The following is a 15,031-nucleotide window of genomic DNA, read 5'->3' on the forward strand; positions in this document are numbered from 1 at the left end:
TGCCGCCGCTGTCGTCGTCACCGCCGCCGGACGAGCACCACGCTGTCGAGGAGGTCGTGCACGGTCCCGTCGTCGCGCTGCACCGACCGCGGTCGTGTCTCCGCAGCGACGACGTCCCACCCTTCGGGCGCGAGCGCAAGGGCGTCGAGGTCGTCCGACGGCGTCGGGAAGCGGTGTCCGTGGAACTCCTCGGGGACGCCGCCAGGGGGTGCGGCGTGCGCGGTCACGAGCAGGTGCCCACCGGGTGCGACGAAGCGGGTGGCCCGGTGCAGGATCGCGTCGCGGGGGATCTCGACCGGCCAGGACTGCAGGAAGGACGCCGTGACGAGGTCGAAGCGCTCTTCGGTGTCCCAGACGGCGAGGTCGGCGGCGACGAAGGTCACACGGTCCCCGAGCTCGGCAGCCTCCGCCGCAGCGCGTCCGCGGTCGGTTGCCGTAGCCGACAGATCGACGCCGGTCGCCGCCCACCCCTGCGCCGCGAGCCAGAGGACGTCGCCGCCCTCCCCGCACCCGAGGTCGAGCGCCCGCAGGTCCCGCGGATCCCGTCCGCGCCGCGGCGATACGTGCCGTTCCACCGTGTCGGCGAGCACCGCGTTCACCCGGCCGGACCACATGCGGTCCTGGTCGGCGTAGCGGGCTTCCCAGTACGTCGCGGGGTCGGGAGACGCGTCTGCGGGGATGTCGTGGTGCTCGTGCATCGTACGATCCAGCCACACGCCCCGCTCGGCGGGCAAGCCCCGTTGCCGGATCGGCAAGGACCGGTGCTACTCCGTGGGGACCGGGTCGGCGTGCTCGATGCGGGCGCTCGCCGTGGCCATGTGCTCGTCCATCGCACGCTGGGTCGCAGCGACGTCTCGCGAACGCATCGCGTCGAAGACCGCACGGTGCTCGCGGTACGCGGCCTCGGTCGCCTCTCGCGTGGTCACCCGGCGGCCGACCCACACGCTGAGCATCGAACGAAGGCTCTGCAACAGGTCGGCGAGCACGTCGTTGCCGCCGGCCCGGGCGAGCAGGATGTGGAAGCGGACGTCGGCCTCGATGAAGGCGGTCGGATCGTCGAGCGCCGCGTCCTGCTGGTCGAGGGTCGCGCCGAGTGCGTCGAGTTCCTCGTCCGTCGCGCGCTGCACGGCCAGGATCGCCGCCGTCCGTTCGAGCGACGAGCGGATCTCGAGGAGTTCCCGCGTCCGGTTGGACGCGAGCATCAGGCCCCAGGACAACGTCGTGGGGAGGAGGTCCGACGTGCCACCGCGCAGGTACGTGCCCGATCCCGGCCGGATCTGCACGATGCCGAGGATCTCGAGCGCCGCGAGGGCCTCACGGACGGCCGAACGACCGACCCCGAGCTGCTCGGCGAGGATGCGCTCGGATGGCAGGCGCGACCCGGGGGCGAGGTCGCCGGCGGTCAGCAACGAGACGAGCTGACGGGCGACCTCTGAGGCGGGTGAACCCGTCGGTACGGACTCGAGCTCGAGTCGCATGTTGAGCGGGTCGTTCTCGCTGAACGCGGGCATGGGGAGATCGTACCGTTCGGTCAACTGGTCAACCGGTTGACAAATACGAGGGGTGCAATGCACACTGTCCTGGGCGCGCCGAAGCGCCCCGAACTCGTTCCGGAACCCGCACGCGCAGCAGCGCCGGACGAGGTCGACCACCCCATCGAGCAGGAGTCATCGTGGACATCCCCGCCACGCGAGGTATCCCCACCTCGGTCGTCGAGAAGACGACCATCCGCAAGATCTCCATCCGCATCGTGCCGTTCGTGGCGCTGATGTTCTTCATCAACTTCCTCGACCGCACCGCGATCTCCTTCGCGGCGCCGAACGGCATGGAGGCGGACCTCGGTCTGACCGCCGCGCAGTTCGGTTTCGCCTCCGGTGTGTTCTTCATCGGCTATCTCGTGCTCGAGGTGCCGTCCAACCTGGCCCTGCACAAGTTCGGCGCGCGGATCTGGCTCGCCCGCATCATGATCACGTGGGGCATCGTCTCGCTGCTCTTCACGTGGGTGCAGAACTACCCGCAGCTCGTCGGCCTGCGCTTCCTGCTCGGCATCGCCGAGGCCGGGTTCTTCCCCGGCGCGATCCTGTTCCTGTCGACGTGGGTACCCGCACGCCACCGCGGCAAGATGCTCGCGCTGTTCTACCTCGCGCAGCCGCTGACGAGCGTCATCGGCTCCCCGCTCGCCGGCTGGCTGATGACCCACGAGGGACTGCTCGGCGGACTCGCCGGCTGGCGCTTCATGTTCCTCTGCGTGTCGATCCCCGCGATCATCGTCGGCATCCTGTGCCTCTTCGTCCTCAAGGACAAGCCGTCCCAGGCCAAGTGGCTCGACGAGGACGAGAAGGTCTGGCTGGAGACCGCGCTCGCCAAGGACGCACAGGGCAAGAACGACGGCCACGGCAAGGGTGGTCTGCGCGCCGCGTTCGGCAACGGCCGCGTCTGGATGCTGGCGTTCGTCTACTTCGGCTTCATCTACGGGCTCTACGCGCTGAGCTTCTTCCTGCCGACGATCATCGACGGCTTCCAGGAGCAGTTCGGCACGTCGTTCGACCTGTTCCAGAAGGGGCTCATCACCGCCATCCCGTACGTGCCCGCCGCGGTCGTCCTGTACTTCTGGTCGCGTGATGCCTTCCGCCGCGGCGTGAAGGTCTGGCACATCGCGCTGCCCGCGCTCGTCGGCGGCCTCAGCATCCCGGTGGCGCTCTACATGAACTCCCCGGCGGCCACCGTCGCGGTCATCGCGATCACCGCGTGCTCGATCTTCGCCGCGCTGCCGAACTTCTGGACGGTGCCGACGCAGTTCCTGTCCGGTGCCGCAGCGGCCGCCGGCGTCGCGCTCATCAACACCGTCGGCAACCTCGGTGGGTTCGCGGCGCCGTACATCACGGGCGCGGTCAGCGAGTGGACCGGCGGGTACCAGATCCCGATGTTCATCGTCGGCTTCTTCATGATCCTGTCGAGCGTGCTCATGGTGATCGTGTCCCGACAGCACCGCGGCACCGGCGACGCCGGCTCCGCACCGACGACGACCGACGCCGAGCGCGCGGTCACCACGGAGGCAGGCGCATGACCCGGCTGTTCAACGACCCGGCGGACTTCGCGGACGAGATGGTGGACGGGTTCGTGGCGGCGAACCAGCGGTGGGTGCGGAAGGTGCACGGTGGTGTCGCTCGGTCGACTGCGTCCACCGACGGCACGGTCGCCCTCGTGATCGGCGGCGGGTCGGGCCACTACCCGGCGTTCGGCGGGCTCGTCGGCCACGGGCTCGCCGCCGGTGCGGCGATGGGCAACCTGTTCGCCAGCCCGAGCGCGCAGCAGGTCGCCGCGGTCGCCCGCGCAAGCCAGCACGGTGGCGGCGTGCTGCTGTCCTACGGCAACTACGCCGGCGACGTGCTCAACTTCGACGCCGCCGCCCGGGCACTGACCGAGGCGGGGATCGAGGTCCGCACGGTCCGCGTCACGGACGACATCGCGAGCGCCGACGAAGCGGAGAAGGGGAAGCGGCGGGGGATCGCGGGGGACCTGTGCGTGTTCAAGGTCGCCGGCGCCGCCGCAGAGCGCGGCGACACACTCGACGAGGTCACCGCCGTCGCCACCCGTGCGAACGACCGCACCCGGTCCTTCGGCGTCGCCTTCTCCGGCTGCTCCCTGCCGGGCGCGGACGAACCGCTCTTCACCGTGCCCGAGGGTCGTATGGCGATCGGGATGGGCATCCACGGTGAGCGGGGCATCGACGAAGCCGACGTCCCCACCGCCGACGGACTCGCCGAGCTGCTGGTCGACCGGCTCCTGGCCGAACGGCCGACCGGAGCCGGCGACCGGGCCGTCCCGATCCTCAATGGGCTCGGCAGCGTGAAGTACGAGGAGCTCTTCGTGGTGTTCAACGCCGTGCAGCAGCGCCTCACCGATGCGGGCATCACGATCGTGGAGCCCGAGGTCGGCGAACTCGTCACGTCGTTCGACATGGCCGGAGTCTCGCTGACGCTCTTCTGGCCGGACGCGGAACTCGAGGAACTCTGGGCCGCACCCGCGGACACCCCCGCGTACCGGAAGGGCGCTGCGGTCGCGCAGGAGCGGCTCCCCGAGGACGTCCTCACCGCCGGTGCGCAGGTCCAGGTCACCCCCAGCACCCCCGAATCCCAGGAGTCCGCCCGCGTCGTCGCCGAAGCGATCACCGCGATCCGCGCGACCATCGACCGCCATGCCGACGAGCTCGGTCGGATCGACGCGGTCGCCGGGGACGGCGACCACGGCATCGGCATGCAACGCGGCTCCACCGCCGCCGACGCGGCAGCACGCGACGCCGCCGAGCGCAGCGCGGGCGCCGGCACGGTCCTCGCGATCGCGGGGGACGCGTGGTCCGACAAGGCCGGTGGCACCTCCGGTGCGATCTGGGGTGCCGCCCTGGAGGCTCTGGGTCGCGTCATCGGGGACCGTGAACGTCCCACAGCGGCGACCGTCCAACGCGCGGTGCACGCCGCCACCGACGCGGTCCTCGCCTTCGGCGCGGTCGTCGGCGACAAGACCATGGTCGACGCCCTCGTCCCCTTCGACGACGTCCTCACCACCCGCATCACCGCCGGCGACGACCTGACCACCGCCTGGTCCGAAGCATCAGCGGCTGCCACCAGCGCTGCCGACGCGACCGCGTCCCTCCTGCCCCGCATGGGCCGGGCACGCACTCACGGTGAGGACGCCGTCGGCACACCCGACGCCGGCGCGATCTCGTTCGCCCTCATCGCCGCAGCGGTCCTGTCGACGATCTCCGTCCCCGCCTGACCCGCACGCACCCCCTGAAAGGCATCACCATGAGCACGCAGTTCCGTCTGGTCGTCGGCTCCGACGACGCCGGGTTCGACTACAAGGAGATCATCAAGGCCGACCTGGCGAAGGACCCGCGCGTCGCGTCGGTCGTCGACGTGGGCGTCGACGCGGACGGGCACACCGCCTACCCGCACGTCGCCGTCGACGCGGCCCGCATGGTCGCGAACGGCGACGCCGACCGGGCGATCCTGATCTGCGGCACCGGGCTCGGTGTGGCGATCGCGGCGAACAAGGTCCCCGGGATCCGTGCCGTGACCGCGCACGACTCGTTCTCGGTCGAGCGGTCGATCCTGTCGAACGACGCGCAGGTGCTCTGCATGGGGCAGCGCGTCGTCGGGGTCGAGGTCGCCCGCCGGATGGCGAAGGAGTGGCTCGGCTACGAGTTCGACCAGACCTCCGCCAGCGCCGAGAAGGTCGCCGCGATCTGTTCGTACGATGGCTCGGCTCCGGTCGGAACGGACGCCTGATGACGGCCACGGCAGCGCCCCGACTCACGATCGGGGTGTCACTGAAGATGTACTTCGGCCACGCCCGGACGCTCGAGTGGGCGTCCACCGTGGCCGACATCGCCAGCGAGCACCCCGCCGTCACGAGCGGCGCCGTCGACCTGTTCGTGATCCCCACGTTCCCGTCGCTCGTCCCGGTCCGGTCGGTCCTCGAGGGCACACCGGTGCTCCTCGGCGCCCAGGACCTGGCGTGGGCGGACGAGGGTGCGTTCACCGGCGAGGTCTCCGGGCGTGAGCTCGCGGAGATCGGCGTCGACCTCGTGGAGATCGCGCACGCCGAGCGCCGCAGTCTGTTCCACGAGACGGACGACGACATCGCCGGGAAGGTCCACGCTGCCTTCCGCAACCGCCTGCGTCCCCTGATCTGCGTCGGGGAGACGACCCGAGCCTCCCGTCCGGAAGCGATCTCGGACGTGACGGCGCAGCTCGACCGATCCGTCTCGACGGCCGTCGCCGACGGCATCGCCGGCCCGGTGATCGCGGCGTACGAGCCGGTCTGGGCCATCGGCGCGCCGCAGCCGGCGCCGGACGACCACATCGTCGAGGTGCTCGCGGGCATCGAGGCGCACCTCGCGACCCGGCCGGAACTGGCCGGGAGCGTCGTGATCTACGGCGGAAGTGCCGGACCCGGCCTGCTCACCCGAGGACAGGGCGGCATCGGAGGACTGTTCCTCGGCCGCTTCGCGCACGACCCCGAAGCGATCAGGACGATCCTGGACGAAGCGCAGGCCCTGGCGGTGACCGCATGACGTCGCTGCTCGGGCTCTCCACGTACGCCTACTTCTGGCGGATGTCCGACCGTGTGCCGTCGCCGATGTCGCTCGACGACGCGATGCGGGACGCGGCGGCCCACGGGGTCGACCTCTTCCAGATCTGCGACCACCTGCCGCTCGACACCGCATCGGACGAGCGTCTGGCTGCCATCCGCTCGCTCGCCGGCGAGCTCGGGCTCGTGCTCGAGGTGGGGACCAGGGGGACCGCGCCGGAGCACCTCGCGCGGTACCTGCACATCGCGGTGGCGCTCGGCGCGACGCTCGTCCGCTCGATGTGGAGTTCCGGCGACGACCTGCCGTCCGGCGACGAGACCGAACGCCGGCTGCGTGCGGCGCTGCCCGCGTACGAAGCCGCCGGCGTGACACTCGCCCTCGAGACGTACGAGGTCGTACCGACCGCGGACCTCGTCGCCGTGGTCACAGCGGTCGCGTCCCCGGCCCTCGGGATCTGCCTGGACCCGGCGAACACCGTCGCGAACCTGGAACACCCGTCCGACGTCGTCGCCGCGTGCGCCCCGCACACCCGGAACTGGCACGTCAAGGACGCCGACTTCACCCGCTCGCCGGGATGGGTCGGGTTCCAGTACACCGGCGTGCCGATCGGCACCGGACGCATCGACCACGTGGCCGTCCGTGACGCGATCGACCCGCACGGCCGGGACATCAACCGGGTCATCGAGTTCTGGCTCCCGTGGCAGGACGCCACCGTGGGCGCAGACGGCGATCCAGCACAGACCACCACGCGCGTCGAGGCGGCGTGGACCGAACACACCATCGAGTACACCAGGAGCAAGGAATCATGACCGACACCGCCATCAGCCACACCATCGCAGCAGGCTCCGGCACCGCCGACGTCACCGTCGCCGTGATCGGTGCCGGCGGCAAGATGGGCACCCGCGTCTCGAACAACTTCGCGAAGAGCGAGTACACGACGCTCTACAGCGAGGCCTCGCCGGCGGGCCAGGAGCGCATCGAGGCCCTCGGCCGATCGATCACCGACAGCCTCGAGGCCGCGAAGGCCGCCGACGTGGTCGTCCTCGCCGTGCCGGACGTCCTGCTCGGCACGATCTCCGAGCAGCTCGTGCCGGTCATGCGGCCCGGTGCGACGATCCTGACGCTTGACCCGGCCGCCGCGTACGCCGGGCTGCTCGCGAAGCGCGAGGACATCCACTACGCCGTTGCGCACCCGTGCCACCCGTCGGTGTTCCTCGAGCGCACCACCAAGGAGGAGTGGGACGACACCTTCGGTGGCATCGCCGCCCCGCAGGAGGTCATCGCTGCGTTCGACGCGTCCGAGTCCCTCGGTGACGAGGGCGACGCCGCCAAGGCCGTCGCCGAAGCCGTCATCACGACCATGTACGCGCCCGTCATCCAGGTGCACTGGGTCACCGTCAAGCAGCTCGCCGTCCTGGAGCCGACCCTCGTCGAGACGATCGCCTGCATGATCGGCGACTTCCTCAACGACGCCCTCGAGGAGACCGTCACCGGTGTCGGGGTTCCCCGTGAGGCCGCCCGCGCGATGCTCTACGGCCACACCTGGATCGCACTGACGAACGGGCTCCGCGGCTCGAACCCGTTCTCGGACGCCTGCCACATCGCGATGGGCTACGGCCGCGACAAGCTCATCAAGGAGGACTGGAAGCAGGTCTTCGACGACAGCGAGCTCGACAGCGTCATCGCGAAGATGCTCAAGATCGACGCCGTCAAGCGCTGACGCCGTCCGCTCGCGCCGTCCGCTGACCGCGGCGGCGCGGGCGGCAGGCCCAGAGCTCCTCGAGCAACGCGTCGACGACGAGTTCGAGCGCCGGGAGCGCCACCGCGCCGTACCCGAGTACGACCCCGTTGCCGGCCGACCCCTGCGTCACCTCGTAGTCCGCGAGCTCCGCCACGAGGACCCCGCGCGACGCCAGCCGGGCGACGACGTCGGCGGCGGCGGGGCGACCCGGCCACGAGACCACCGCGTGCAGCCCGCCGTTCAGGGCCCGAGCCTCCAGCCCGGTCGTGCCGGACGCACCGGCCAGCCGCGCCGCGATCAGCCCACGTCGGTGCGCGTAGTCGCGCCGCACCCGCCCCAGATGTCGGCGGAACGCCCCGGTCCTGAGCAGGTGCGCGACCGCCGCCTGCACGGGCTCCGCGACGACCGCACCGCGCGCGACGCGTGCCGCGACGACGGCTTCGGCGACCACGGCGTCTGCTGCCCGATCGCGGTCGGGCAGCACGACGTACGCGCACCGCAGCCGCGGGTCGAAGGTCTTCGAGAACCCACCGACGTGCAGGACCGACGCGTCGAGCGCGGCGAGGGCCGGGACGGGCTGCCCGCGGTGCCGGAACTCGGAGTCGTAGTCGTCCTCGACGACGAGCGTGCCCGTGTCGGCGGCCCAGGCGAGCAGGCGCTGCCGGTTCGCGACCGGCATCACCGAGCCGAGCGGGTACTGGTGGGTGGGCGTGACCATGACGGCGTCCACGGTCGTGTCGGCGAGGTGTGACAGTGACATGCCGTCCGGCCCGACGGGAACCGGCACGACGATCCCGCCCGCACTCGCGGCCGCACGGTGGCCGGAGCGGTAGCCGGGGTCCTCGACGGCGATGCGCGGTGGGCGGCCGAGCGCGTTGCGGAGTGCCTCGGTCACGAGCGACACCGCGTCGGAGGTCCCGGCGGCGACGACCACCCGCGACGGGTCGGGGGCGAACCCGCGGCTCAGCCCGAGCTGCACGGCGATCTGCTCCCGGAGTGCCGGGAAGCCGAGCGGGTCGGGCAGGGTGTTCCGGAGCGGCTGGTCCGCCGCCGCCCGCCAGGCGGCGCGCCAGTCCCGGGCGGAGATCGCGGTGACGGCGGGGATCCCGGGGCGTGCGTCGACGACGCCGGCCTCCGGAGCCGGCACAGCCCCGGCGGCCCGCGCAGCCCCGGCGGCCCGCGCAGCCCCGGCGGCCGGCACAGCCCCGGCGGCCCGCGCAGCCCGGCGGCCCGCGCAGCCCCGATCGCCCGCGCGTCCCCGTCCGCGGACGGGTTCGTGCTCGAACCCGTGCCCGGGGCCGGGTCCACCGACGCGACGACCCGCGCCGCCGCCCCGTGCCTGGTCCGGATGTACCCCTCGCCGTCGAGCTGCTCGTACGCCGCGACCACCGTCCCGCGGGCGACCCCGAGCTCGGCAGCGAGCACCCGTGTCGACGGCAGCGCGTCCCCGGCGCGGAGCGTCCCGTCGTGCACCATGCCGCGCACCCGGGCGACGACGCCGGCGGTCTTGCCGAACTGGTCCATGGCACTCGATCCGATCTGGACTACTAACTGGTCCACTCCCGAACCTAGCGTGATCGCCATGACCAGCACCCCCGCCGTCCCCTCGATGTCCGTCCGCCGGAAGCGCGACCGCCAGGCCACCGATCCCGAAGCCCTCCGCGAGGTCCTCGCCGAGGCGTTCGTCGCCCACGTCGGCGTGGTCCGTGACGGCCACCCGATCGTGCTGCCGTTCCTCTGCGGCGTCGGCGACCTCGGCGCAGGGCCCGTCCTGCTGCTGCACGGGTCGACCGGGGGTGGCCTGTTCCTCGACGCCGGCGCCGATGGTGTGCCGGTCGCCGCGACGGTGACGCACCTCGACGGCATCGTCTTCGCCCGCTCGACCTTCGACAGCTCGGCGAACTACCGGAGTGCGATGATCGCCGGCCGCGCGACCGTGGTGCCCACCGAACTCCGCGCCGAGGCACTGTGGCAGGTCAGCGACCACCTGATGCCCGGCCGCCGTGACGAGGTGCGCGAGATGGCCGCCAAGGAGGTCAGGCAGACCCAGGTCCTGCAGGTCCCGCTCGAGCACGCGAGCGTCAAGATCCGGTTCGCCGGCGTCGGCGAGGACCCCACGGACGGCGAGGACCACGGCGTCTGGGCGGGCGTCCTGCCGGTCGCGCTGCGCGCGGGAGCCCCGATCGCGGGGGACATCTCGGGGGACGCGCCGGTCGACGCGTCGGTCCTCGGGCTTGCGGCGCGCCTCGACGACGTCGCGGCCGAACGGGAGGCCCGGCTCGCCGCCGTCATGCGGCCGACGGTCGACGAGACGGTCGCCTGAGGAATCTGGGAGACCTGGCGGTTCCTGTGACGGCCCGCAGGGACTCGCCGGTCTTCCCCAGCCGGGATCAGGTTCGTGACCAATACGTTATCTTCCCGAGTCGCCGTTCCCGACGGCGCGATCGCACTGCTGCGACCGTGCCCGTGCACCACTGCTCGACGGCTCGAGACCCGGAAGGAACCATGGGACGCCACGCCCTGCCCGCAGCAGCCGACGACCGTCAGCCCGCGCCGCCTGCTCTTCCCACCTCCCGTGCCCGCGGTCGACGATCGGCATCCGGTCCCGTCGCGGCCCGTTCCACCTACGTCGAACACGCGAAGCCCGCCAGGGTGATCGCACTCCGGCAGGCGTCCTCGGTACGGCCGGTCGCCGTGGCCCAGCCGGCAGGCGCCGCCTTCGTGTCCCGCTCCGGCGCGCTCCGCGCGGAACGTGCGCTCGATCCCCGGCACGTGCGTCGTGCGACGAACGCCAAGCGTGCCGCGATCCTGCTCGCGCCGGCGCTCGCGTTCACCTCGGCGCTCACCCTGTCGATGCCGGCGAACGCCGCGACGCCGGACGTCACCGCGGCGCAGACCGTGTCCGCCGCCGAGCCGCTCCAGAACTACACCGTGGCGCACGACGTCCAGGTGCCGATCACCACCACCGACGGCATGAGCGCGACGACCACGACCGTCGTCTCGTACCCGACGCTCGTGACGCGCTTCGGCGTGACCACGGCGCAGGCGCAGGCCGCACTGTCCACGGCGCTCTCCGCGGGCGGCGATCGGGCGACGATCCTGTCGACGGCGCTGCAGTACCTGGGCGACCCGTACGTCGAGGGCGGGGCGAGCCACTCGGGCATCGACTGCTCCGGGCTGACGATGGTGGCGTACCAGGCGGTCGGCATCCAGCTGGCGCACTACGTCCCGACCCAGGACGCGGCCGCGACGACGATCCCGGAGTCCGAGGCGAAGCCCGGCGACATGGTCGTGTACGACAACGAGGACCACGTCGGCCTCTACCTCGGCGAGGGTCTCGTGCTGCAGGCGCCGCACCCCGGCGAGGTCGTCGACATCGTCCCGATGTACGCCGCCGCGCACCACTTCGCCCGCCTGTTGCCCGCCGGTTCCTGACCGGACGCCGGCCCGTGCCACGCGTCCCGTAAGCTGGAGTGATGGCCGCCGACACCCGAACCCCGTTCGAAGAGCAGCGCTCTGCTCGCCCGCAGGTGCGCCCGCGCACCGAGGGCTGGACCCAGGCCACCGACGGCGAGGGCCGTCCGCTCCTGCAGTTCGCGTCGCCCAAGCGTGGCAAGCCGCCGGAGCACCTCGCCGACCTGTCGGTGGAGGAACGCGAGGCCAAGGTGGTCGAGCTCGGGCTGCCGAAGTTCCGCGCCAAGCAGCTGTCGACGCACTACTTCACGCACTACTCGTCCGACCCGTCGACGATGACCGACCTGCCCGCCGCCCAGCGGGAGCAGCTCGTCGCCGGGATGCTCCCGCCGCTCCTCACCGAGACGAGGCGTCTCGCGACGGACAAGGGCGACACGATCAAGTTCCTCTGGAAGCTGCACGACGGCGCCCTCGTCGAGTCGGTGCTCATGCGCTACCCGGGGCGCATCACGCTCTGCGTCTCGTCCCAGGCCGGCTGCGGGATGAACTGCCCCTTCTGTGCCACTGGACAACAGGGCCTGACGCGCAACATGTCCACCGCCGAGATCATCGAGCAGATCGTCCGGGCGAACGCGGCCATCGCCGCGGGAGAGCTCGGGGGAGACCCGCGCAAGGGCGGCAAGGACCGCGTCGACGCCGAGCGCGTGACGAACATCGTGTTCATGGGCATGGGGGAGCCCCTGGCGAACTACAAGCGGGTGATGGACGCCGTCCGGACGATGGTCGCGCCACAGCCGCACGGCCTCGGCATGAGCGCTCGCGGCATCACGGTGTCGACCGTCGGGCTCGTCCCCGCGATCAACAAGCTCGCCGACGAGAACATCCCGATCACCTTCGCGCTCTCGCTGCACGCGCCGGACGACGAGCTCCGTGACGAACTCATCCCGGTCAACTCGCGGTGGAAGGCGGACGAGGCCATCGATGCCGCCCACAACTACTACGTCAAGACCGGGCGACGGGTCTCGATCGAGTACGCGCTCATCAAGGACATGAACGACCACGCCTGGCGCGCCGACCTGCTCGCCGAGAAGCTCAACAAGCGCGGCAAGGGATGGGTGCACGTCAACCCGATCCCGCTCAACCCGACGCCCGGATCGGTGTGGACCTCGTCGGAGGTCCACGTGCAGGACGAGTTCGTCCGCCGACTCAACGCCGCCGGCATCCCGACGACCCTCCGCGACACCCGTGGCAAGGAGATCGACGGGGCCTGCGGGCAGCTCGCCGCTGCCGAGTAGTCGGCCGTTCCACCTCGAAGGGCACAGTGCGTTCGCGCACTGTGCCCCTCGTCGTCCCGGGGTTCAGCCGTCGCTCGCTGGATCGAGTGCGCAGACGATGCACTCCCGGCGCCGGAACCGCCGCCACTCCTGCGCACTCAGGCCGTTCGCGGCACCCGTCCATGGGCGGCCGGACGCGCGACACGCCCGGGGGGAGCGCCGGTTGGCGGGGCCCCCGGGGCGTGTGTAGAGTAATCACTCGTTGCCGCTGAGGCGGAGAACGGAACGGCCGAGACGGACACCAGGGTGCAAGCCCCGGAAGTCGCAGTCCGGACGGGTTCCCGCTCTGGCAACCACTCCCCGCAGAAGCCGAAGAGATTCGGCGTGCTCGGGAAACAAGAACGAATGCCTCTCTGGCGGAACCTCTTTCGGGGTCGAGCGGGGAGTGCGTCTGGTCCTTGAGAACTCAACAGCGTGCACATTGTCAATGCCAATTTATTGACCCCGTGCTCGGCCGGTTTTGCTGGTCGAGTCGGAGACAATTCCTTTTGGATTGAAGATTGTCAGTAGACAGTCAACAGTCAAGATCAACTCGCTGGCACTTCGGTGTTGGTTGTAATTTTTTTACGGAGAGTTTGATCCTGGCTCAGGACGAACGCTGGCGGCGTGCTTAACACATGCAAGTCGAACGATGATGCCCAGCTTGCTGGGTGGATTAGTGGCGAACGGGTGAGTAACACGTGAGTAACCTGCCCCTGACTCTGGGATAAGCGTTGGAAACGACGTCTAATACTGGATATGATCGCCGGCCGCATGGTCTGGTGGTGGAAAGATTTTTTGGTTGGGGATGGACTCGCGGCCTATCAGCTTGTTGGTGAGGTAATGGCTCACCAAGGCGACGACGGGTAGCCGGCCTGAGAGGGTGACCGGCCACACTGGGACTGAGACACGGCCCAGACTCCTACGGGAGGCAGCAGTGGGGAATATTGCACAATGGGCGAAAGCCTGATGCAGCAACGCCGCGTGAGGGATGACGGCCTTCGGGTTGTAAACCTCTTTTAGTAGGGAAGAAGCGAAAGTGACGGTACCTGCAGAAAAAGCACCGGCTAACTACGTGCCAGCAGCCGCGGTAATACGTAGGGTGCAAGCGTTGTCCGGAATTATTGGGCGTAAAGAGCTCGTAGGCGGTTTGTCGCGTCTGCTGTGAAATCCCGAGGCTCAACCTCGGGCTTGCAGTGGGTACGGGCAGACTAGAGTGCGGTAGGGGAGATTGGAATTCCTGGTGTAGCGGTGGAATGCGCAGATATCAGGAGGAACACCGATGGCGAAGGCAGATCTCTGGGCCGTAACTGACGCTGAGGAGCGAAAGCATGGGGAGCGAACAGGATTAGATACCCTGGTAGTCCATGCCGTAAACGTTGGGCGCTAGATGTAGGGACCTTTCCACGGTTTCTGTGTCGTAGCTAACGCATTAAGCGCCCCGCCTGGGGAGTACGGCCGCAAGGCTAAAACTCAAAGGAATTGACGGGGGCCCGCACAAGCGGCGGAGCATGCGGATTAATTCGATGCAACGCGAAGAACCTTACCAAGGCTTGACATACACCGGAAACGGCCAGAGATGGTCGCCCCCTTGTGGTCGGTGTACAGGTGGTGCATGGTTGTCGTCAGCTCGTGTCGTGAGATGTTGGGTTAAGTCCCGCAACGAGCGCAACCCTCGTTCTATGTTGCCAGCGGGTTATGCCGGGGACTCATAGGAGACTGCCGGGGTCAACTCGGAGGAAGGTGGGGATGACGTCAAATCATCATGCCCCTTATGTCTTGGGCTTCACGCATGCTACAATGGCCGGTACAAAGGGCTGCGATACCCTAAGGTGGAGCGAATCCCAAAAAGCCGGTCTCAGTTCGGATTGAGGTCTGCAACTCGACCTCATGAAGTCGGAGTCGCTAGTAATCGCAGATCAGCAACGCTGCGGTGAATACGTTCCCGGGCCTTGTACACACCGCCCGTCAAGTCATGAAAGTCGGTAACACCCGAAGCCGGTGGCCTAACCCTTGTGGAAGGAGCCGTCGAAGGTGGGATCGGTGATTAGGACTAAGTCGTAACAAGGTAGCCGTACCGGAAGGTGCGGCTGGATCACCTCCTTTCTAAGGAGCATCTGGCACCGCTTGCGGTGTCCAGGCGCCCGATTCGGACCGAACGTGTCCGACGGGTAGCTCATGGGTGGAACATTGACAGTGCAGTCGGGAGCGCAGCTTCCGGTCTTAGTACGCCAGGCCTTCGGGTCGGGTTGGAAGGGGTCGGGGGTGAGCGGGCTGGCTGGTGCACGTTGTTGGGTCCTGAGGGACCAGGCTTCCTGCCTCCCACGAGAGTGGTGGTGGGGGTTGGGCCGGCGGAGGAATCCGTTTCGGTTCTTCGATGGGCCACATGAAGCTAGCTGTTACGGCTGGGGGAGTGTGGTGCCGATCGTATGTTGAGAACTACACAGTGGACGCGAGCATCTTAGATCG

12 protein-coding genes and 1 rRNA gene are annotated in these 15,031 nt (G+C 69.5%); 10 read left to right on the plus strand and 3 right to left on the minus strand.

Translation table 11 applies throughout. The features are described from left to right. Nucleotides 1-17: 17 nt before the first annotated feature. On the minus strand, nt 18-698 hold the full coding sequence (locus QK288_RS09220) for a class I SAM-dependent methyltransferase (protein WP_281267499.1): 681 nt from the start codon (nt 696-698) through the stop codon (nt 18-20). A 66-nt stretch (nt 699-764) separates the two neighbouring features. After that, on the minus strand, nt 765-1,511 hold the full coding sequence (locus tag QK288_RS09225) for a FadR/GntR family transcriptional regulator (protein WP_281267500.1): 747 nt from the start codon (nt 1,509-1,511) through the stop codon (nt 765-767). Between the two features lie 161 nt (nt 1,512-1,672). Between QK288_RS09225 and QK288_RS09230 the strand changes: the two genes are divergently transcribed. The 6 genes from QK288_RS09230 to QK288_RS09255 are packed head-to-tail and all read left to right on the plus strand — an operon-like array spanning nt 1,673 to nt 7,814. Next, on the plus strand, nt 1,673-3,067 hold the full coding sequence (locus tag QK288_RS09230) for an MFS transporter (RefSeq protein WP_281267501.1): 1,395 nt from the start codon (nt 1,673-1,675) through the stop codon (nt 3,065-3,067). Further along, nucleotides 3,064-4,776 carry a dihydroxyacetone kinase family protein gene (locus QK288_RS09235; RefSeq protein ID WP_281267502.1) on the plus strand — a complete coding sequence of 571 codons (1,713 nt, stop codon included), beginning with the start codon at nt 3,064-3,066 and terminating at the stop codon, nt 4,774-4,776. Before QK288_RS09230 ends, QK288_RS09235 begins: the two co-directional genes overlap by 4 nt. A 29-nt stretch (nt 4,777-4,805) precedes the next feature. Next, a complete protein-coding gene (locus QK288_RS09240; RefSeq protein WP_281267503.1) occupies nt 4,806-5,288 on the plus strand; it encodes a ribose-5-phosphate isomerase in 483 nt (160 codons plus the stop codon). After that, nucleotides 5,288-6,076: a triose-phosphate isomerase family protein gene (locus QK288_RS09245; protein WP_281267504.1), complete on the plus strand. Its 789-nt coding sequence runs from the start codon at nt 5,288-5,290 to the stop codon at nt 6,074-6,076. The genes QK288_RS09240 and QK288_RS09245 overlap by 1 nt, the downstream gene beginning before the upstream one ends. Beyond that, nucleotides 6,073-6,903, plus strand: a complete 831-nt coding sequence (locus tag QK288_RS09250) for a sugar phosphate isomerase/epimerase family protein (RefSeq protein ID WP_281267505.1) — start codon at nt 6,073-6,075, stop codon at nt 6,901-6,903. Before QK288_RS09245 ends, QK288_RS09250 begins: the two co-directional genes overlap by 4 nt. Continuing rightward, on the plus strand, nt 6,900-7,814 hold the full coding sequence (locus QK288_RS09255; protein ID WP_281267506.1) for a phosphogluconate dehydrogenase C-terminal domain-containing protein: 915 nt from the start codon (nt 6,900-6,902) through the stop codon (nt 7,812-7,814). Before QK288_RS09250 ends, QK288_RS09255 begins: the two co-directional genes overlap by 4 nt. On the opposite strand, the gene QK288_RS09260 is transcribed toward QK288_RS09255, so the two are convergent. Further along, nucleotides 7,804-8,982 carry a PLP-dependent aminotransferase family protein gene (locus QK288_RS09260; protein ID WP_281267507.1) on the minus strand — a complete coding sequence of 393 codons (1,179 nt, stop codon included), beginning with the start codon at nt 8,980-8,982 and terminating at the stop codon, nt 7,804-7,806. The two genes, QK288_RS09255 and QK288_RS09260, sit on opposite strands and share 11 nt — an antisense overlap. Before the next feature lie 129 nt (nt 8,983-9,111). Between QK288_RS09260 and QK288_RS09270 the strand changes: the two genes are divergently transcribed. From QK288_RS09270 to QK288_RS09285, 4 genes are all read left to right on the plus strand, one after another. Then, the gene (locus tag QK288_RS09270; RefSeq protein WP_348639042.1) at nt 9,112-10,158 is read left to right on the plus strand and encodes a pyridoxamine 5'-phosphate oxidase family protein; all 1,047 of its coding nucleotides are present in this window, start codon (nt 9,112-9,114) and stop codon (nt 10,156-10,158) included. A gap of 182 nt (nt 10,159-10,340) precedes the next feature. Continuing rightward, nucleotides 10,341-11,270 (plus strand): NlpC/P60 family protein, encoded by a 930-nt coding sequence (locus tag QK288_RS09275; protein WP_281267508.1) that lies wholly within the window; start codon nt 10,341-10,343, stop codon nt 11,268-11,270. A gap of 41 nt (nt 11,271-11,311) precedes the next feature. Continuing rightward, nucleotides 11,312-12,544 (plus strand): 23S rRNA (adenine(2503)-C(2))-methyltransferase RlmN, encoded by a 1,233-nt coding sequence (gene rlmN, locus QK288_RS09280; protein ID WP_281267509.1) that lies wholly within the window; start codon nt 11,312-11,314, stop codon nt 12,542-12,544. Between the two features lie 602 nt (nt 12,545-13,146). Then, nucleotides 13,147-14,668: ribosomal RNA gene (locus QK288_RS09285) — 16S ribosomal RNA — on the plus strand. The last annotated feature ends 363 nt before the right edge of the window (nt 14,669-15,031 follow it).

Source organism: Curtobacterium sp. 9128, assembly GCF_900086645.1.
Taxonomy (GTDB): Bacteria; Actinomycetota; Actinomycetes; order Actinomycetales; family Microbacteriaceae; genus Curtobacterium.